This is a genomic window from Paenibacillus sp. JT31N7 (genome assembly GCF_059692095.1).
On record NZ_JCAUAT010000001.1, the window covers coordinates 1838019 to 1858074 of the forward strand.

Genomic DNA, 20056 nt, shown 5'->3' on the forward strand with positions numbered 1-20056 from the left:
CTCCCTTCCCAACTCAATATTCCTATTATACCCACACGCGAAAAACGAGTCAATTTGACGTTTTTTACCACACCAAACAAAAAAAGGCCCCGAAAAGCCGATCAGGACCTTCGATACATGCTTAACGTCAAATAATTCATAAACTGATTAGGTTTAAGAGACAAAATATCGTTGACAACCTGATGAAGAGGCGGCAGACCTTTCTTCTTATACCTGTCGTTTATGCACTCCCAGATTTCTTCCCCCGTGACGTGCTCGTAACCGATCATCTGGAACTCTTCCGCCTTGCTTAGGCATAAGCCTTCAATCATCTCGTTAAGTTCCCGGTCTGTGAGACGCTCGGGTTCGGGTTCCTCTTCCACGCCTTGCGCAACCGCGGGATTAACTTCATTTTCCACCGTCATGTCGAATGTCGGCTCCGCTTCCACTTCAAACGAATCGGCAGGATCGATCACAACCGCTTGCACGGGTTCGGCAGCAGCCGACGTCTCATCCCTCGAGCTGATTTCTACAACCACTGACGCTTCATGTTCCGGGTCTGGTTGGGCTTCACGTCCGGATTCTTGCAGAGTTCCGCCGTTTTCTTCCCGTCCGTCCAGGACATCCGCTTCTTTCTCTTTTTCTATCTCTTCGGGCACCGGCATCGTTCTCGGGGACTCCGCTTCGGCCAGCGCTTCCGCTTCAAGAAGTCCTTCCGGCAACAGCCGGTCTTCCGTTTTTTCTTTGGCGTCTTCCGGGGCCCCGGATTGCTCCGCTGCCGCGGCTGATGCCGTCTCCAATTTGTCCGTTTCCGAATTCATATCTTTTCCCCCCTTAGCTGCTGTAACGGCAACGTACACGTTCTGTTCCTTACTTGCTATATTCGCTTACAAAAACAGGTTTTCCTGCATCGCCGGACCCGTCTCCCCAAAAAGTTTGGCATGAGCTTGGCCATTGCCCGCATATCCTCTAGTAGAACCCGTTACGGAAGAGGGAGTGAACGTTGACCAAGCAGTCTTTTCTAAAAGGGACGCTGATTTTGCTGGCCGCAGGCATCGTAAACCGGATACTCGGTTTCATCCCGCGGATCACGCTTCCCCGGGTAATAGGCGCCGAAGGTGTCGGCCTCTATCAGATGGGCTGGCCGTTTCTGATCGTTATTCTTACGATTGTGACGGGAGGCATTCCCCTCGCCGTATCCAAACTCGTGGCCGAGGCGGAAGCCGAGCGCAACTATCGCCGTTCCGCGCGCATTCTTAAGCTCGCCCTTACGCTTTCCGTCAGCATAGCGGGGATTTTTACCGCAGTCTGTATACTGGGGGCGCGCTGGATAACCTCCCATCTACTGACGGACGAGCGCGTCTATTTTACTTTTCTGTGCATGAGCCCGATTATACCGATTATCGCCGTATCCTCGGTTCTCCGGGGCTATTTTCAGGGAAAGCAGGACATGATCCCCACAGCGACTTCCCAGACCATAGAGACGCTGGTGCGCATCGTTATGGTTCTGTTCTGCTCCTTCGCCCTGCTTCCCTACGGGATTTCGTGGGCGGCCGCCGGCGCCATGATCGGTGTGACCATCGGTGAAATCGCGGGCATGCTCGTTCTTCTCATCCATTATAAGCTGCAGCGCAAGAAAAATAGGCCGGTAAACAAGGTGCAAATCGGTACAAGCGCCGCACAAGGACGGATGACCCAGCTGCGCCGCCTGCTGACGCTTTCCCTCCCGATTACGGCCAGCCGCCTTGTGGGAGCGGGCTCCTACCTGCTCGAATCCATTCTCATCGCCCACAGTCTGGCGGCCGCCGGTATCGCTACCGCACTCGCGACCGCGCAGTACGGTGCCCTTCAAGGGATGATTATTCCGATCATCCTGCTGCCGAGCGCCTTAACTTCCTCGCTTTCGGTTTCGCTCGTTCCGTCGCTCAGCGAGGCGGCGGCACGCAAAGATCTGAAGACCATTCACAAACGCATGCATCAGTCGCTCCGCCTTGCGTTAGTGACAGGCGCTCCCTTCGCCGTCATCATGTACGTGCTGGCCGACCCTCTCTGTCTGCTCATGTACGGACAGAAGGATATCGCGGTCATGCTCAAAATGCTGGCGCCAGTCGCCATTTTCATCTACCTGCAGGCTCCTCTTCAGGCCGCGCTGCAGGCGCTGGACAAACCCGGCAGCGCCCTCATTAACACGCTGATCGGCTCTCTCGTCAAGCTTCTGCTGATCGTGTGGTTGGCGAGCAAGCCGGAATTCGGCATCCTCGGCGCTGTTATGGCCAGCTGTGTGAACATTGTGCTGGTCACCTTCCTGCACGGACTGAGCGTGCTGCGCCATCTGAAGTTTACACTCCGCGGCAGCGATGTGGCCAAAGTGTCCGCCGCCATGGGCATCGCCTCCTTATGCTGCTACGCCGTTTATCGCTCCATCGGCAGCCTGTCGGCCGGTGCCGGTTTCCTCCTCGCCTCGGCCGCCGCCTTAACGGCCTATCTGGCGGCCGTAACGGTACTCAAAATCGTTAACAAGTCGGACATGTCCCGATTGCTTACACTCGGGCGAAAAATCATCCGCAAACCTTGACCGCCCGCCGCATGCAGAAAAGCCGGTACGCACAGATTGTTGTGCGGTCCGGCTTTTTCATCGTTTAAATCCGGTCCTTTTTATCCACGTACAAATAGCCCCTGTGATCGACGGAACAGAAGAAAACCTCCTTGAACTCGGATATCCCCTTCTTCTTAAGCTCGCTCTTGAGCCAGAATCGGGTCTGGCCCACCTTTTGCAAATTATCTTCCTGGACTTTTCCGTCCATGACCAAGGCCACAGGCAGCCCGGCGTAACGAATGCGCCCGTTCTCGACCGGTCCCATTTCGGGCTTGCGGCTGGGATGATATTTTTCCACCACACTCAGCTTACCGGAAGGCTCCAGAATGGCGAATTCGACATCGGCCACGTTCATAACCTTATGCTGCCGGAGCTGCATCATCAGATCATCGAGGTTGTAGCGCTGTTTGCGCATTTCTTCGCGGTTAAGCTTCCCGTGTTCGATCAGGACGCTGGGACGGCCTTCGAATAACGTGCGGAAGCGCTGGCTTTTGAGCGTAACGAACGCCATCAGCAGTTGAATGAGCACGAGCGTAATCATCGGGACCATTCCGTTAGCCATGGGCATGCGTACGTCTTCCAGTACAAATACGGCAATTTCGGCAATCATAATCGAAATCACCAGATCGAAAACCGAAAGCTTGCCGATTTCGCGTTTCCCCATAATACGGAGCATTACGAAAACGACGAAATAGATCATAACGGTGCGCAAAAAAATCGTCAGTAATTCCATGGTATCCTCCTGGACGGTTCGTTCTCGGAGTTTACCCGGTAGTCTGACCGTCCCTCTTCCCCTTCATGCGGCCCGGAGGTCCCTCAATTGTTGCCAAACCAGAATCCGACTAAATACAGGGACGCCAGGGTAAGCGAAAACAGAGAAAACGGCACGCCGATCCGTGCATATTCCCGGAAACTCAGCCCGTTTTTCCGCACGGCGACGACTCCGAAGGCCAAAAGACTGGAAAAAGAACTGAAGCCGGTCGCATTGGCCCCTAAGTGGATGCCCGAAAGCAGGACATACCAGAGCCTCCCCGTGTGATCCGGGGAGACGGCTTGCAGCTGTTCAGCGAGACTCTGAACGACGGGAACGGCGAATGCGGTCCAGGCCGTCCCGTCCGAAAAAACGGCTCCGGCCGCGGACATCCAGAGAACGGTCAGCACGGCCCGCTGCTCGTCTCCCGAGCTTGCCTTCATCAGTCCGCCGGCAGCGGCGTCAAGCACGCCTGTCTGGACGAAGACGCCGGCGATAAGAAGCCAGCCGGCAGTGAGCGCCACGAGCGGAACGAAGCCCGCCGCGAAACTTTTGCGGCTTTCCTCTCGTTTAATTAATGATTGGAGCACTAGGGCTGCTCCTGCTCCGGAAACCCAAATCAAGTCAACACCCGTCAGATCGGCACAAAGATAGCCCAGCAGGATTAACCCCAGGGCAATGGCCGGATTCCGGATATCCCCCTTGTTTCCATCCATGCCGGAAGCCGCGGTTTGGAGCTCCCGGAGTCTTTCCGGGCTTACCTTCAGCTTATCGGTATACACCGTCCGGATCATCAGATAAGCGAGAACCAGCAGAACGGCATGGAGGGGCCCCAGCACGAGCCAGACGCCCGTTAGGCCAAGTTCGCCTGCAGTTCCGATCATCCGGGCCGGCATGGTTCCGGCAACGGAGAGGCCGCTTCCGAGGTTGCAGGCCAGCATCATGCCGATCACGAACGGAGAAGGCGGTATTTTCCAGGCTCTCGTAAAAGCCAGCATCAGCGGCAGGAGAGCCGCCATGGCGGTCAATGCGTCCAGAAGGGACGATGCGGCGGCGGCCAGCATCATGGACACGGCCAGCATCTTCTGCGGACTCGCCGAAGTAAGCCGGTAAAATCTTACCGCCGTCAGTTGGAGCCATCCCGCTTCTTCGATGACAGTGGCGATTATTCCCGTTGTCAGTGCAAGCGCAAGCGCTCTCCAAGGGAGAGCCTCCAACACGGCGGCTGGGGGACCGGCAATTCCGGCCGCCAATAAAACAGCTGCTCCCGCCAGCGGAAACCAGGCACGGAAGCGGACAAATTTCAGACTCAAACCAACCACCGTCAGGGCGGCAACTGCAGCCGCTGCGGCTTGCCAGCCGGCATCCTGCACAGCTTCATGCATCTTGTTCCCGTCCCCCTTTCCCTCGGAACCGCCGTACAAGCGGAACCTGTACTATTCTTATGAACAGGCCCATAGAATGATGATACCGAAATGTTCCTAAGGGAAAGGGAGGATTATGTCATGATTCCGATTAATAAGGTGAGCCAGGTCCGTCTATCTTCACCATTTCTTTCCGGCCTTCTCTATGCGTTTATTATGCTGGTTGCGGGAACCGTATTAACCTCGCTGATTCTGCTTCTCAGCCGTACGCAGGAGTCTTCGCTTTCCACCCTGGCTTATATCACACACGGGCTTTCCGTTTTTATAGGAGGCTGGGTGGCGGGGAAACGCGCGGGCCGCAAAGGCTGGTATTACGGCGGCATGCTGGGCGTTTTCTATGCGCTGATCGTCTGGATCATCGGCTTCCTTGCGGTTGAGACCGCATTCGATCTGAAAACGCTCACCCTGGCCGGATTCGCTTTCGTTGCCGGTGCGCTCGGCGGTGTTATCGGCGTTAATTCCAGCAGTAAATAATGGAGCGGCCCCTGAAATTGCACACCTACTACTTCGACTATGATATAATATCTTAGTTCTCTTATACCTTTTTCAATTTTAGGGGGAAATACAATGTATCCGTTACAATCCATGACCCACGCAACCGTATATATTGTGATTTCCATTTACGTTCTCCTGTATTTGTCTTTACGGAAAAATCCGTTTCTTGTGGCAGGAGCATTCGTACAGGACTTTTTCACAAAACGGAAGTTTTTTCTGCATTTTGCGGCGGTCATGGCTATTCTCTTTTTCAACAAAGTCGAGCTTTGGATTGAATCCAAAATGCACTACACAGCCGATTTCACGGCAAAAATACATGGGCTGGAAGGGGACTTCGTAGCGGGTTTCCAGCAGTTGTTCTATAACCATACCGTCACTCTGGTTACGAGTATTTTTTATGTAATCGTATTTCCCTGCCTCATGATCGTATCGATTCTGATCTATACGTACCAGAAGAAATACCGTCTTTTCTATGCGCTCTGCTATACGGTCATGATCAACTACATCATCGCCATTCCGTTCTATCTGTTCTTCCCCGTCCAGGAAGTGTGGGCGTTCCATCCCAACGTAAAGCTGCTGATCATGGAAGTGTTTCCTAAATTCGAAGCGGAATACCGGCCTTTGTCCGGGCTCGACAACTGTTTCCCGAGCCTGCACACCTCTATTTCCGTTTCCATGGCGCTGCTTGCCAGCCGTTCCCGGAACCGGTTGTGGAAATGGTTTTCCCTCCTCAGCTGCGTAGTGATCATCTTCTCGATCTTCTACCTGGGCATCCACTGGCTGATAGACATGTGCGGCGGTGTCCTTCTCGGCGTGTTCGCGGCCCGTCTCGGCATAAGCATCAGCGAAGAACGTCCGTTCTTCAGCAGAGTTCTGCTGCCGCAGCGCAGGCTCCAGGAACAGGAAGTCAGCGAATAATGTTTTAACAGCTTGCGGATACGTAAAAAAGGCGAGTTCCTCAGACCGGCCGGTCGAGGAACTCGCCTTTTTTTGTATGTGATTCGTTCTTATTTTTTCTCTTCTACAACCGTGCTGCTCGTGACAATCGTATTGACTGCGGAACGATCGAATGTCATTTTGGTCGCGTCGTTGACGCGCAGAACGACAATGTCATCGGTAATCTCCAGGATCGTGCCGTGCAGGCCGCCGATCGTAACGACCTTGTCGTTTTTCTTCAGGTTAGCCAGCATCATGTTGCGGGTTTTCGTCCGCTTCTGCTGCGGGCGGATTAGCAGGAAATAAAGAACCAGAAACATCAGAATAAGCGGAATGTACGTCACTAAGCTTCCGTACGGACTTGCATTGGCTGCTGCGGCCAGATTGGACATCGTTGAGATCCTCCTTCAGTTAAAAACCTTTGTCGTTGTCGTGAAGACCATACTTTGTAAAAAACTCGTCCCGGAAATCGCCGAGGCGATCTTCTCGGATAGCTTGTCTGACACCCCTCATCAGTTCAAGCAAAAAGTGCAGATTGTGGTACGTGGTCAGCCGGATGCCGAATGTCTCGTCAGCCTTGATCAGGTGACGGATATAGGCGCGGCTGTAGTTGGTGCACGTGTAGCAGCTGCACTCCGGATCAAGCGGCCCCAGATCGTCGGCGTGTTTCGCGTTGCGGATAACTAGACGCCCGGCGCTCGTCATCACGGTGCCGTTGCGGGCAATCCGTGTCGGCAGAACGCAGTCGAACATATCCACTCCGCGCATAGCGCCTTCGATCAATGCGTCGGGTGAGCCCACTCCCATCAGGTAGCGGGGCTTCCCGGCCGGAAGCAGCGGCGTCGTGCATTCCAGCATCTCATACATGAGGTGCTTAGGCTCGCCTACGCTTAATCCTCCAATAGCATACCCCGGGAAATCCATGGAAGTCAACTGCTCCGCGCTCTGCTTGCGCAAATCCGCGTACATGCCGCCCTGCACGATGGCGAACAGTCCCTGGTCGGCCGGACGGGCATGACTCTTCAGGCAGCGCTCCGCCCAGCGGGTCGTACGCTCCAGGGAGTCTTTCACGTACTCGTAAGTCGCCGGATAGGGAGGACATTCGTCGAAGGCCATCATAATATCGGAGCCGAGCGCGTTCTGGATCTCCATCGCTTTCTCCGGCGAGATAAAGAGCTTATCCCCGTTCAAGTGAGAACGGAACTGCACGCCTTCTTCCGTAATTTTACGGATATCACTCAGGCTGAATACTTGAAAGCCGCCGCTGTCCGTCAAAATCGGGCGGTCCCAGTTCATGAATTTATGAAGGCCGCCTGCCTTTTTCACAAGCTCATGTCCCGGACGGAGGAAAAGGTGGTACGTATTGCTCAAAATAATATGAGCATCCATCGCTTTGAGTTCTTCCGGGCTCATCGTTTTTACCGTCGCCTGGGTGCCTACCGGCATAAAAGCCGGCGTTTCGATCACACCGTGCGGTGTATGCACGCGACCGAGCCTTGCCCCGGTCTGCTTGCAAGTCTTGATATGTTCATAAGTAACCGCAGCCATAGTTGTCTTCCCTTCTGGATTCAATAAATAAACATCGCGTCGCCGAAGCTGAAAAAGCGGTACTTCTGCTCGACGGCTTCACGGTAAGCGTTCAAAATGCTCTCCCTGCTTGCCATGGCGGAAATCAGCATCAGCAGCGTCGATTTGGGCAGGTGAAAATTCGTCAGCATCGCATCGACAAGTTGAAACTCCACGCCCGGATAAATGAAAATGCTGGTCCAGCCGCTGCAGGCGCGAATGTAAGGCTTCCCGCTGTCCGTATGAACGGAGCCGCCTTGCGCTTCCGATGCCGCCTGCGACTGGCGGGCCGCGGTTTCCAGCGTTCTCGTCGAGGTCGTGCCGACCGCGACGATGCGTCCGCCTGCGGCGGTCGTCTCGTTAATGAGATCCGCCGTTTCCTGCGGAAGCTCATAGTACTCGGCGTGCATTTCGTGCTCCTCCACCTTGTCGGCGGATACGGGACGGAACGTCCCGAGCCCGACGTGAAGGGTCACGAAGGCCAGACGGACGCCGCGGCTTTTCAGCTTCTCGAGGAAATCGCCGGTAAAATGAAGGCCCGCGGTCGGAGCCGCGGCGGAACCCGCATGGCGGGCATATACCGTCTGATAGCGCTCCTTCTCGGGCAGCTGTTCCTTAATGTAAGGAGGCAGCGGCATTTCTCCCAGCTTATCCAGGATCTCGTTAAAAATACCTTCATAGCGGAAGCGAACGGTACGCGCTCCCATCTCCCCTTCGGCTTCGACCACCGCCGAAAGCGGGGCCTGCTTCGGAACGAGCGGCTTACCGTCCTCAGCCGTCTCCGGCTGTACACCGAACAGCAGCTCGGTTCCGGTTTTGATCCGTTTGCCGGGGCGCGCCAGAGCTTCCCATCGGTCCCCGCCCAGCGGCTTGAGCAGCAGAAGCTCCACCTTGGCCCCCGTGTCCGCCTTCACGCCAAAAAGCCGGGCTGGAATGACTCGCGTGTCATTCATCACGAGCAGATCCCCGGCTTTCAAATAATCGGCCAACTGTTCAAACGTATGATGAGCGATGGCACCCGACTGTTTGTCGAGCGTCATCAGCCTGGACTGCGTCCGTTCCAGGAGCGGAGTCTGGGCAATCAATTCTTCCGGTAAATCGTAATCAAAATCTTGTACGTCCATTTATGTCTCTCATTCCTTAGTCGTCCAAACTCCGGTATAGTAAGTTTGTAAAATTTCGGTGTAGGTTTTCCCCTGTTCCGCCAGACCTCTGGCTCCCCATTGGGACATGCCGAGCCCGTGCCCGTTGCCTGTCCCGCGGATCACGAAGCCGGCCGCGCCTGATGCGACGCTGCGCACCTGGCTGTCCGCTCCCATGACGAACAGGTCGGCCCCCGCTTTTTGCGGTTTGGCCTGGGTTCCGCCGATAACCTGGACAGAACCCGCCGTTTGAGCGGCCGGTTTACCGTCTGCACCAACTATAGTATACCTTCCCGGTTCCTCAATTTCAAACAGGGTACTGGGCAGGCCGCCCAAAACGTTACGGAGGTCGTTCGGGTATTTGACCTTCACCACTTCCCCGTTTGCTTTTAGCTCGGTAGCGCGTCCCGACGGGCCTCTTTTGCTAACCTCCAGCGACTGGAGCGGTCCGTTCAGCTTCACTCCCGAGCCTGCGAGCAGCTTCTCCATCTGGGCACGGTCGTACACCCGGAACCAGCTGTAGGAATTCGACTCCGTTACCTGTTCCAGCAGGGTGACGCGCTCTTTATCCTTAAGCTGGGCGACAGCCGGAGAACTCGCGCTGTCCGTGCTAGGCAGCGTGCGTACATTTACGCCCCCTTGCGTGGATTCGGCTATTTCAAGTCCCGCCGCGTTCTTCTCACCGGTTTTCTTCAGGTAAGTGCCGCTGACATATCCGGTCACACCGGAAAGCAGAGCGACCCTGTACCAGACGGCCTTTCCTTTAGCCGCTCCCTCGTCGGGGCTGGCTACGCTTTTCAGATAAGGAACCGCATTGCCCCATATTTCGGACGCGTCGGCGGTCTGCCCCCCGGAATTGGAAGAGTATAAAGGATCTCCGATAATACCCGCCTTGTCCACCAGGACTTCACTTTTGGTAGCGTCGACGGCCTGACGGACGATTTCGGCTTCGCGCAGCATGCCCCGGTAAGCCTGGTCGGTCGTCGAATCGCTGAGGTGCGCGATGCCGTATTTCATTCCTTTTTTAATCGCAAACGTCCGTGCGGCGACCGCCTGCGCTTTCAACGCTTCCAGCGGAAAGCTGCCGTCCATCTCCGAGCTGACCACGGAGTACAAATACTCTTCGAAGGGAAGCTCGTTAACCAGGGCGAATTTGCCGTTGTAGCGGCTGATTTCCATGCTGCCCCGGTAGACCTGATTCGACTTCTCGGCTACTTTGATTCCGGCGCCGTTGCCGTCCAGCCAAGTTTTCTGCGAGCCCGCTCCCGAGAAATAGTGGGGAACCGCGGCTGCGGCGGCAGTAGCGTCCGAGCGTTTGATCATATACGCCGATGCCGTATCGGCCGGCTGCAGGGCTACGCCCGGCAAAGCGGCTTGGACGGCAGCCAGTCCGGCCTCGTCCGCCTCGCCGCCTACCCATACGCTGAATCCGGCTTGTCCCGAAGCGTCCGACGTCAGGACAACGTCGGCGTCCGCTCCCGCTTGGGAGACGGCCGCGGCCTGCTTGTCCGCTTCGGCGGCCGTGGCGTATGTGCCGGCAGACCAATGCAGAGGCCCGGACAGAACCGCTTGCGCGGAGCCGGTCGCTTTGACCGCTTTGGCTTTTGCCGCGTTGGCCGTTTCCTTCGCCGCATAGCTGCCGTAATAGACCTGATACACGGCAGCTCCTTTTTTGGAACGGCTGATGATGTAGGCGCGGTCGGAAGGCGAGCTCTGGAGCTTGTCGTAAGCGGCCTTCGCTTCATTCCAGTTCGCCGTTTCCAGCACGCGGACTCCGTAAGCGTCAAGAGAAGCTTTTAGAGTCGTGCCTCCTTCAGTTGTGAGGCCCGCAACACCGGCAGGGGTGCGAACTCCCAGCTTGAAGCCTTTGTCCGATGAGAGGGTGACCACCTGCTCGGATGTGCGGTAGCTTTCATGTTCGATAAAAAGGCCGACCCGAATCGTATCAAGTTTCGGAACCGCTGCTTGTAGCGGGAGCGCGGCGCTGCCGAACAATCCCGCTGCCAGCACCAGCGCCAGTACGGCGGCCGTGACCACTTTCCAGCTTATCCGGCTGTTCTTCATAGGTGTAAACAATCCTTTCCGTTTGGGGATATGAGTCTGGTAAATGAATCCAACTCTAGTATTCTATCAACTATTAGACGCCGCTTTCAACGATAAGTTGTGACAAAATACGGCAAATGTCCGAATACGGAGGCGGGTGTCTATATTTATATCGGCTAACGGATGCGTAAATGCAAGAGCTGTTTGGGACGAATGAAGGCCAGCCGGTACCTTCGGCTGGCCTTCTAGTGAACGTTTTCTGTTTATAATGAGAGCTTTGTAACTGACTCGGTTTTTACACGATCACTTGCAGAATAAAGATAAATCCGAACGCGGCGACGTTTACACGAGAAAGAAGGAGCGATCTCAGCTCCGGCCGCGGGCATAGGCACGACCGGGAAGAGCTTGTTTACTAACCCCTTCATATTTCCGTCACAATTGTATCATTCATAGTAGAACGTTATCGTTTTTTGGAGGAAAATGTTGGATAAAGACGAATCAATTACTGGAACAATCATCCAGCCATACTGCGAAAGGTGTTGAAGCAATGAAACTGAAATTGCGCAAGCGAAGATTAACCCCTATGTTTTTGACTTTCCTGCTTTTCTTTTTATCGGTTATGCCGATGCCGTTTGGCATTAACAAGGCTATGGCCGCAACGAATTGGCAGCCGATCGGGAACTCTACAGTCGGTTTGAATGTGGACGTTACACAAGAAACGTCTAGTCCCAGTCTCGTTCAATTTAATAACGAAGTTTACGCAGCGTGGTCTGAATCTGTGGACTACACCCAAAATACGATTCATATCAAAAAGTATAACGGTACGAAATGGGACTATGTTGGCGGAGGCGCTGGCTTCCAAGCAGATGCCTCCGCTACCGCAAGAAACCCTGTCATGACCGTTTACAATAATGAACTGTACATAACATGGTATGAATTATCGAACAAAGGTAATCAGATAAGAGTCAAAAAATATAATGGTTCGAATTGGATCTTTGTAGACGGCGGGGGCAGCACCGGTCTGAATATGAATCCTCCCGCTGTCGCGTATATCCCTCATTTAGTCGTCTATAAAAACGAACTCTACATCATCTGGGTCGAAAATACCAACGGACATTATCAAATCAGAGTAAAAAAATTTAACGGTTCGGTCTGGACATCGGCAGATGGCGGCGGTGACTACGGATTAAATGCGAACCCTTCTTTGCATGCGAATTCCCCCGCGTCTGCTGTGTATAACGGTAACTTATACATATCTTGGAATGAAATTGACGGGCCTAAATCCCAACTGCGGGTCAAAAAATACGACGGGACAACTTGGTCTTTTGTCGACGGACCTAATGGTTTGAACTATGATTCTTCTTCCTATGGACAAAACGGTAATCTGAAAGTATTTAACAACGCTTTATATGCTGCATATTCTGAAGATAACGGATCGGGAAAACAACTCCGGGTAAAGAAGTTTGACGGATCGAATTGGGCATCTGCTGATGGCGGCGGCAGTGTCGGATTAAATGTGAACGCTTCGAAAAATGCAAGGTACCCTAGTTTGGACATTTACAACAATGCATTGTACTTGATTTGGTCGGAGGTAAACGATAATAATTTTAGCGGAGAAATCCGGGTTAAAAAATATGACGGCAATAATTGGGGAGAGGCAAACCAAGGCGTCATGAATGTGGATACGTCACGGACTGCTGCATCAAATCCCCAATTAACCGTAACTCGTGATAATCTATATGCTGCGTGGATTGAATTTAACGGCTATCAGAATCAAGTCAGGGTCAAGAAATATGTTGGTACCGCTTGGTTACCCGCTTATGAAGAGATTAATGTCGGGTTAAATGGAAATCTGATAGACGCATATAATCCTAATTTAAAAGAATATAAGGATGAGTTATACGCCGTCTGGGTCGAAGCAGGGAAAATTAAAGTTAACAAATATTCCAATGGAATGGTTTTGCCCGTATCCGGGTCCCAAGGTTTGAATGTGGATCCGACAAAAGAGGCTGAAAGTCCGAAACTTGCCGTGTTCCATAATCAGTTATACGCATCCTGGATAGAGCGCGACAATGCAAACGTCTGGGTACTGCGTGTCAAAAAATTCGATGGGTATACTTGGATAGACGATGATGATTGTTGCAGAAACGGATTAAACGCTGATCCTGGGATCGAAGCTTTGTCTCCTAGTCTTTTGACAACGGATGACGGAATGTACGCGGTGTGGGCAGAAGCAGCCCGTGTAGGGTTTGACATTCAAGTGAAGAAATTCGATGGAACCTGGAAATCGCTTGGTCGCGCGGCTTCGCGTACGGCCGGCGATCCAAGCTTAGCCATGTTCCATAACGAATTATACGGATCTTGGTTAGAGCTGAACGGAAATCAATACCAAACGAGAATTAAGAAGTTCAATGGACAAGAGTGGGTTTATGCAGATAACGGAGAGGTTGGCGGTACCGACGACATTTCCAGCTCTTTAATCGTGTTCAACAATGAATTGTACGTTGTGTGGAGCGAGAACAGCAGTAATGGAACTCTTCTGAAAGTAAAGCGTTTCGACGGAACCAGATGGGAGTCGGTTGAGAACATTGCGGATTCCGGCGGGGTTAAAAGTCTCTCTGCTCTGAAGGTATACGGCGATACACTGTTTGCGACTTGGACGGAATGGAACGGACGGGCCGAACAAGTGCGCGTTAAACAGTTTAACGGTACAAGTTGGTATGCTGCTGACGGCGGCGGTGCGGACGGTCTAAATGTGGATGCATCCAGACGGGCAGCAGCTCCTGTTCTGGAAGTGCATAACGGCGATCTTTACGTTTCCTGGTTTGAATATAACGGGGTGTCTAACCAAATACGAATGGCTCGTTATACAGGAGCCATTGTCCCGCCCGAGCCACCGGTTAATCCGGTAATTCCGGCGCCGCCGACGGGACTTATCGCAACACCGGGAGACGGACAAGCGTTCTTGCAGTGGGACAGTGTTACAGGCGCTACTTATTATCAGGTTTACCAAGGGACGTCACCTGGCAGCTATGGCTTCTCCTCGGCAGTGACGGTAAGCGGAGCAACTTACTCTACTCTCATTACCGGCCTCTCGAACGCCTCAACCTATTATTTTGCGGTTCAGGCAGGCAATGCGGATGGAGTCAGCCCGTTTTCGGCAGAAGTGAGTGTCATACCGCAGGCGGGTCATAAAACAGATTTGCACACATTGGCTTTGTCTCAGGGAACGCTTACTCCTGCTTTCGATTTCAAGACTCTCGCCTACACGACCGAAGTTCCGAACAGCGTCTCGTCGTTAACGGTGACTGCTTCGGTTTACGATCCCCTTTCTACTTTGAAGGTGAATGGAGCGGCAGTTCTGAGCGGTCAAAAGAGCAGCTCTATTGATCTTGCTGTAGGAAGCAATATCATCTCTGCTGAAGTGACTGCAGCGGACGGAGCGACGAAAACTTATACAGTTAACGTAACACGGGAGGCCGCATCCTCGTCATCGGGAGGAAATTCATCCGACTCCGACAATTCCTCGAGTACGCCAAGCGGCGGCCAGACGACGGATGATCAAAATGCTTCCGGTACCGTAACATACGAAAACGGTCAAAAAGTTATAAACGTAACCGTTGATGCAGCCAAGCTGGCCGAGCGACTTGCAGCGGGTGGAGACAAGCAAACATTCGTCATCCCCGTGAATCAAGGCGCGGATAAGGTGTCTGTGACGCTGAACGGAGACGTCGTGAAAACTCTGGAAAACTTCAAACAAGCTGTGATTGCTATTGAAACGCCTAACGGCAACTATAAGCTGCCAGCCGCACAGATTGATTTTGCTGCTTTATCAGCTCAATTCGGCCAGCAAGTGAAGCCAAGCGATCTTTCCATACGCGTGGATATTGCCAAGAGCGATGCAACCAAGGTAAACTTCATTGGGTCAGCAGCGGATAAAGGTCGATTTACCGTCATGGTTGCGCCTGTAGATTTTACGGTTTCAGCAACTTATAAGGACAAGACGGTAAGTATGGACCAATTCAGCAAATTTGTTGAGCGTGAAATTCCGATTCCTAGCGGCATCGACCCTAGTAAAATCACGACGGCAGTCGTTCTGAATGACGATGGATCGATCCGTCAAGTACCGACACGCTTCATAACCCGCGGTGGCATCAGCTATGCGGTTGTGAAGAGCTTAGCCAACAGCACTTATGTACTGATCGCGCATCAGAAGACGTTCGAAGATGCGGATGAACATTGGGCGAAAGACATTATCCATGACATGGCATCGCGGATGGTGGTAAACGGTGTTGACGATGCGCACTTTGCGCCTGATGCACCGATCACGCGTGCGGAGTTCGCAGCAATTATCGTCCGGGCACTGGGCATGGACAATAAAGGAAAAACCCTTGCCTTTAAAGATGTAGCTGCAACCGATTGGTTCAATCCTGCGATTGCAAAGGCACAGGAGTACGGCATAATTGACGGCTATGAAGACGGCAGGTTCCAGCCTGAGAAGACGGTTACTCGTGAGGAAGCGATGGTCATGATGATCAGAGCCATGAAACTCACGGATCTGGATCCGAACGTTAACGATGCAGACATAAAATCCGTTCTATCCTCATTCGCTGATGGTGCTTCGGTTGATACATGGGCTAGACAAGGCGTTAGCGCAGCCGTGAAAAGTAAGCTGATCAACGGTACCGACATCGGACTTCTGCCCAAGAGAGACATTACCAGAGCCGAAAGCACGGTGCTCATTCATCGAATGCTGGAAAAAGCTGAATTAATTGACGGCGTTCGGACGAAATAAATTTCTTGCTTCGACGAACTAGTTAATGAATAAACCCGGAAAGTTGGCTCTTGCGAGTGCAACTGCTCCGGGTTTGTTTTTTACAAAATGCATTAAGGAAGAAAGAAGTTAAAGCCATCCGTAATGGAGAGAGACTGCTGAGAGCTCGGAGCAAGAGCAAATAGGTTTCCCGGCTTCTCAAACCAATCTGAGGTTTTGGAACGAAAAAACGTACACGCACCGACCCGCACCGAAGGTGCGCGATCTGTGCGTGTACGTTATGTGTCCGGTTTTACAGCCGGAGAGCATACGGTCAGCAGCCTGTTGTTCAGTCTGCGGGCTGAATCCTGTGCCCTAATCCGCTCCTTTCCCGCTCAGGTCGCTTCCTGCAGCAGGGGGCCGAAGCCATCATGCCGATGTGCCGGTCCCAACCCGACAGCAGCCTGAGTCAGTTCTGCTCCGGGATCGGCAGCCCCAAATGGCTGTACGCCTGATGCGTAACCATTCGTCCGCGGGGAGTTCGCTGCAAAAAGCCGATTTGCAGCAAATAGGGCTCATACACGTCCTCGATGGTCTGGCTTTCCTCTCCGATGGTGGCGGCGATCGTATCGAGTCCGACCGGGCCTCCCCGGAACGAAGTAATGATCGCTCTCAGCATTTTGTGGTCGATCTCGTCAAGGCCGAGATCGTCGACCTGAATGTGCCGGAGCGACTCGCGAGCCAGTTCGACGGTAATGATCCCGTCTCCTTTGACCTGTGCGAAATCGCGTACCCGCTTCAACAGCCGGTTCGCGATTCGAGGTGTGCCTCTGGAGCGCATCCCGATTTCACGCGATGCTTCCCCGACGATCTGCACTTGGAGAATATCGCAGGTGCGGCTGACGATATACGACAGCTCGTCGACGGTGTAGAACTCCAGCCGGCTGATTACGCCGAAGCGGTCCCGCAGCGGTGCCGACAACAGGCCTGCGCGCGTAGTCGCGCCGATCAGCGTGAAGGGGGGCAAATCCAGCCGTACGGAACGCGCGCTCGGCCCCTTGCCGATGATAATATCGAGCGCAAAATCCTCCATCGCCGGATACAGCACTTCCTCGACAGTTCGGTGGAGGCGGTGGATTTCGTCGATGAACAGCACGTCGCCTTCCTGCAGATTCGTCAAAATCGCGGCGAGGTCGCCGGGACGCTCGATAGCGGGACCGCTCGTCGTGCGGATATTGACGCCAAGCTCGTTGGCGATAATATTCGACAGGGTCGTTTTTCCGAGCCCCGGGGGTCCGTAAAGCAAAACATGGTCAAGCGCTTCTTTGCGCATTTTGGCGGCTTCGATATAGATCTTGAGATTTTCCTTCGCCTGCGTCTGTCCGATATATTCCGCCAGGTACCGGGGGCGCAGGGAGAATTCCACGATTTCGTCTTCCATCATCAAATTCGCGGATATAATGCGGTCTTCCATCGTCATCTCCCCCAAAACTTACATTTGAAACAGAGCCTGGAGGGCTTGTTTCATGATGACATCGGCAGGATCGGTATCCTTGACCTTCGGCTGGATGCGGGACCACGCACGGTCCGCTTCCGCTTCCGTGTAGCCGAGCGCGAGAAGACCCTGCTTGACTTCGCCCCAGACTCCCTGGGTACCGAATTCATCCGACGGGTCCACTAAGCCGAACGATACAGCCAGATCGCGCTCCGTAACCGGCAGTGCGCCCAGCTTTTCTTTCAAATCGAAAATAAGCCGCTGCGCGGTTTTCTTGCCGATACCGGGCAGCTTTGTAAGAAAAGCGATATTCTCCTGCTGGATAGCCGCGACTACCGTTTCCGGACGGCCTCCGGCCAGAATGCCGAGCGCGACTTTGGGTCCGATGCCGCTGACATCGATAAGCTGCCGGAACAGCATCTGCTCCTCCCTTGTCGGGAAGCCGAACAGCAGGTGTGCGTCTTCGCGCACATGGTAGTGAGTATACAGCGTGACATCGGCGTCTTCTTTCAATCCGAACGCGTACGGGTTGGCGCAAAAAACGCGATAGCCGACTCCGTTCACATCGAGGACGACGTATTCCGTTTCACGCGCAGCTAACTTGCCTCTTAGGAAATCGATCATCGTTTGGTAACCTCTTTGATTTTATCGTGCAGCGTGGATGAATGTGCGTGGCAGATCGCTACGGCGAGCGCATCGGCTACGTCATCCGGCTTCGGTATAGCAGACAACTTAAGAAACATGCGGACCATTTCCTGCACTTGGATTTTCTCCGCTTTGCCATAGCCGACAACGGCCTGTTTGACCTGCAAAGGCGTGTATTCCCCAACAGGTATTCCGCGCTGAACGGCTGCCAGTATGATCACACCGCGCGCCTGGCCGACGGTAAAGGCCGTCGTGACGTTCCGGTTGAAGAACAGCTTCTCGACGGCCATCGAGTCGGGTTTATATTTGTCTATGAGCTGGCAGGCCGCATCATAAACCTGCTTCAGCCGAAGACCCGGATCGGTATGGGCCTCGGTTTGTATACAGCCGTACTGAACGGGCGTTAGTTTGCTGCCGGTCTTATCGATAAATCCGAAACCGACGATCGCAATGCCCGGGTCGATTCCCAGAATACGCAAAAGAAGTTCTCTCCCATCCCCTGTATGTCCCAAAAAGCGAACATATGTATCGCTTTCCATTATAGCAAATTCTCGCCGAAAGGGATAGCGTGTTTAAAGGCGGGACAAGCCGTAAATATTCACCGCCTTGTTTACGGTCTGTCCGCCGTCTTGTTCACCGTCTGTTCGCCGTCTTGTTCACGGTCTGTTCACGGTCTTGTTTACAGATATGTTCATGTCATGTTCGAGCCCATGCAATCCCTTGCAAGAGGTCCCGCACGCTTCTCCTGCGTTTACGGCAAAAAACGGCTCCCTCGCGGAAGCCGTCTCGTTGCGCTGTTATTTTACGCTTCAACAACATCGATAAGCACGTCGATATTGTCCCGCGTTGCTTTCGAATAAGGGCAAACATGATGAGCGGCGGCAACCAGCTCGTTAGCCGTTCCCATTTCAACCCCCGGAATGCTCACTTTGAGTTCGACAGCCAGCTTGAAGCCCCCGTCCTGCTCGTCTTTACCGATCGTAACGTGAGCCGTCACCTGGGTTTCGGAACGGATCTGCTTTTGCCGCATAACGAGGTTCAGCGCGCTGTCAAAGCAGGCCGCATAACCCGCCGCAAAAAGCTGCTCGGGATTCGTTGCCGCCCCGCCCGGACCGCCCAGCGCTTTCGGCATTTTGACTTCCAAATTCAGCACGCCGTCATCCGAAGTTACTTTCCCGTTCCGTCCGCCTTGAGCCGTTGCAACCGCTGTGTACAAATGTTCCATGGTCAAACACCATCCCTCTAAAAGTTAAAAATGCAGAGACGCCGCATGGGACGCTTCGTTCTATAATTGAATAGTATCACACTATTATATTGTGTGCAATATAATTTTATAAAACTTATATGTATTGAAAAAAGCTCCGCCTTCAAAGCGGAACCTTTTAAAGAAACTTTTTGCTAGCGGCCGCTTGTCCCCTAATAGCATTAGTAATTGGGTGACATCGCCTTTTCGCTCTCCTGCACGGCATAATCGCTGAACGTAGACAAGACACTGTTGAATTCAGCCACATCCGACACCCGTATTCCTTCGTGAAGCTGACGGACCGTTTCTTTGGGCAGGGCGCTTTCGAGATATTGGATATTGAGTTGGAAAAAAGTACGGATCACTTTGTCATTGGCCGGCAGCCCGTCAAACAAAGACAAGTTTCCGCTCTCGTCTACGCCGAAGTATGCGCTCTGCTTACATTTCGGCGACAGATCGTCGATGTGCTGGGTAAAGATGACGCTTCCCCCCGAATTCAGGCTCAGCATCCAGTCAGGATGTTCTCCGTTCAAAGCCGTAATCTCCTCCGCGGATTTCAGCCCCAGCTCCTGCTGTTCTTCTCCGCACACATACGAATGCTGTATATAAGTCAGCCGCTGACCGCCCTCGGAGCGGATTTGCCGGAGCGTTTGTTCCTGCTGCGCTTTCAGAGCCTGATCGATTTCCGGTGCGGCAGCTTGTCCGAGCGGTGTGCTGGCTTCCCGGTAAGCCGGCTTGGGGAATTCATTGGCAACCAGCAGGTATGCGGCTGCAGCCAGCAGAACGTAACTGCCGAATATCAGCCGTTTGCGTTTGAGACGGATTTTTTTCTTCAATTGCTTCAGCAAGTTGAAAACCATCACGGCAATCCCCTTCTATCCTCTGTTTTTCCTTATTGTGCCCCCCGTCGAAAAGCTTATACATGTATTTCCAGCTTGCTTGGCGCGAGGGCGCGGACCGGAAATTCAATGGCCCTATCGTCGTACAT

The 20056-nt window shown here is 53.4% G+C and carries 16 protein-coding genes; 4 read left to right on the forward strand and 12 right to left on the reverse strand.

Features of this window, described 5'->3' with window-relative positions:
* Window positions 1-101: 101 nt before the first annotated feature.
* Complete coding sequence (locus tag AC58P5_RS08265) at window positions 102-800, reverse strand: post-transcriptional regulator (RefSeq protein WP_497385678.1); 699 nt, start codon at window positions 798-800, stop codon at window positions 102-104.
* A 182-nt stretch (window positions 801-982) separates the two neighbouring features.
* On the opposite strand from AC58P5_RS08265, the gene spoVB reads away from it, so the two are divergent.
* Window positions 983-2554 (forward strand): stage V sporulation protein B, encoded by a 1572-nt coding sequence (gene spoVB, locus AC58P5_RS08270; RefSeq protein ID WP_497385679.1) that lies wholly within the window; start codon window positions 983-985, stop codon window positions 2552-2554.
* 64 nt (window positions 2555-2618) lie between these two features.
* Here the strand turns inward: spoVB and AC58P5_RS08275 are convergent, their stop codons facing one another.
* Window positions 2619-3308, reverse strand: coding sequence for a DUF421 domain-containing protein (locus tag AC58P5_RS08275; RefSeq protein WP_497385680.1), 690 nt, complete (start codon window positions 3306-3308; stop codon window positions 2619-2621).
* Between the two features lie 83 nt (window positions 3309-3391).
* Window positions 3392-4711 (reverse strand): ArsB/NhaD family transporter, encoded by a 1320-nt coding sequence (locus AC58P5_RS08280; RefSeq protein ID WP_497385682.1) that lies wholly within the window; start codon window positions 4709-4711, stop codon window positions 3392-3394.
* Between the two features lie 120 nt (window positions 4712-4831).
* Here AC58P5_RS08280 and AC58P5_RS08285 point away from each other — a divergent pair, with 120 nt between their 5' ends.
* Together AC58P5_RS08285 and AC58P5_RS08290 are read left to right on the forward strand one after the other, a co-directional pair.
* The gene (locus tag AC58P5_RS08285; protein ID WP_497385683.1) at window positions 4832-5224 is read left to right on the forward strand and encodes a TIGR04086 family membrane protein; all 393 of its coding nucleotides are present in this window, start codon (window positions 4832-4834) and stop codon (window positions 5222-5224) included.
* 93 nt (window positions 5225-5317) lie between these two features.
* A complete protein-coding gene (locus AC58P5_RS08290) occupies window positions 5318-6163 on the forward strand; it encodes a phosphatase PAP2 family protein (protein ID WP_497385685.1) in 846 nt (281 codons plus the stop codon).
* 89 nt (window positions 6164-6252) lie between these two features.
* Here the strand turns inward: AC58P5_RS08290 and yajC are convergent, their stop codons facing one another.
* The 4 genes from yajC to AC58P5_RS08310 are packed head-to-tail and all read right to left on the reverse strand — an operon-like array spanning window position 6253 to window position 10953.
* Window positions 6253-6573 (reverse strand): preprotein translocase subunit YajC, encoded by a 321-nt coding sequence (gene yajC, locus AC58P5_RS08295; RefSeq protein ID WP_497385686.1) that lies wholly within the window; start codon window positions 6571-6573, stop codon window positions 6253-6255.
* 19 nt (window positions 6574-6592) lie between these two features.
* Window positions 6593-7729 (reverse strand): tRNA guanosine(34) transglycosylase Tgt, encoded by a 1137-nt coding sequence (gene tgt / locus AC58P5_RS08300; RefSeq protein ID WP_497385687.1) that lies wholly within the window; start codon window positions 7727-7729, stop codon window positions 6593-6595.
* A 20-nt stretch (window positions 7730-7749) separates the two neighbouring features.
* A complete protein-coding gene (queA, locus tag AC58P5_RS08305) occupies window positions 7750-8871 on the reverse strand; it encodes a tRNA preQ1(34) S-adenosylmethionine ribosyltransferase-isomerase QueA (protein WP_497385689.1) in 1122 nt (373 codons plus the stop codon).
* A 9-nt stretch (window positions 8872-8880) separates the two neighbouring features.
* Window positions 8881-10953, reverse strand: a complete 2073-nt coding sequence (locus tag AC58P5_RS08310) for a SpoIID/LytB domain-containing protein (RefSeq protein ID WP_497385690.1) — start codon at window positions 10951-10953, stop codon at window positions 8881-8883.
* A 526-nt stretch (window positions 10954-11479) separates the two neighbouring features.
* On the opposite strand from AC58P5_RS08310, the gene AC58P5_RS08315 reads away from it, so the two are divergent.
* Complete coding sequence (locus tag AC58P5_RS08315) at window positions 11480-15727, forward strand: S-layer homology domain-containing protein (protein WP_497385692.1); 4248 nt, start codon at window positions 11480-11482, stop codon at window positions 15725-15727.
* 427 nt (window positions 15728-16154) lie between these two features.
* Here the strand turns inward: AC58P5_RS08315 and ruvB are convergent, their stop codons facing one another.
* From ruvB to AC58P5_RS08340, 5 genes are all read right to left on the reverse strand, one after another.
* A complete protein-coding gene (gene ruvB / locus AC58P5_RS08320) occupies window positions 16155-17159 on the reverse strand; it encodes a Holliday junction branch migration DNA helicase RuvB (protein WP_497385693.1) in 1005 nt (334 codons plus the stop codon).
* Between the two features lie 18 nt (window positions 17160-17177).
* The gene (gene ruvA / locus AC58P5_RS08325; RefSeq protein ID WP_009671933.1) at window positions 17178-17804 is read right to left on the reverse strand and encodes a Holliday junction branch migration protein RuvA; all 627 of its coding nucleotides are present in this window, start codon (window positions 17802-17804) and stop codon (window positions 17178-17180) included.
* Complete coding sequence (gene ruvC, locus AC58P5_RS08330; RefSeq protein ID WP_497385694.1) at window positions 17801-18304, reverse strand: crossover junction endodeoxyribonuclease RuvC; 504 nt, start codon at window positions 18302-18304, stop codon at window positions 17801-17803. Before ruvC ends, ruvA begins: the two co-directional genes overlap by 4 nt.
* Window positions 18305-18627: 323 nt before the next feature.
* The gene (locus tag AC58P5_RS08335) at window positions 18628-19050 is read right to left on the reverse strand and encodes an organic hydroperoxide resistance protein (protein ID WP_497385696.1); all 423 of its coding nucleotides are present in this window, start codon (window positions 19048-19050) and stop codon (window positions 18628-18630) included.
* 200 nt (window positions 19051-19250) lie between these two features.
* Window positions 19251-19928 carry a BofC C-terminal domain-containing protein gene (locus tag AC58P5_RS08340; RefSeq protein WP_497385697.1) on the reverse strand — a complete coding sequence of 226 codons (678 nt, stop codon included), beginning with the start codon at window positions 19926-19928 and terminating at the stop codon, window positions 19251-19253.
* Between the last annotated feature and the right edge of the window lie 128 nt (window positions 19929-20056).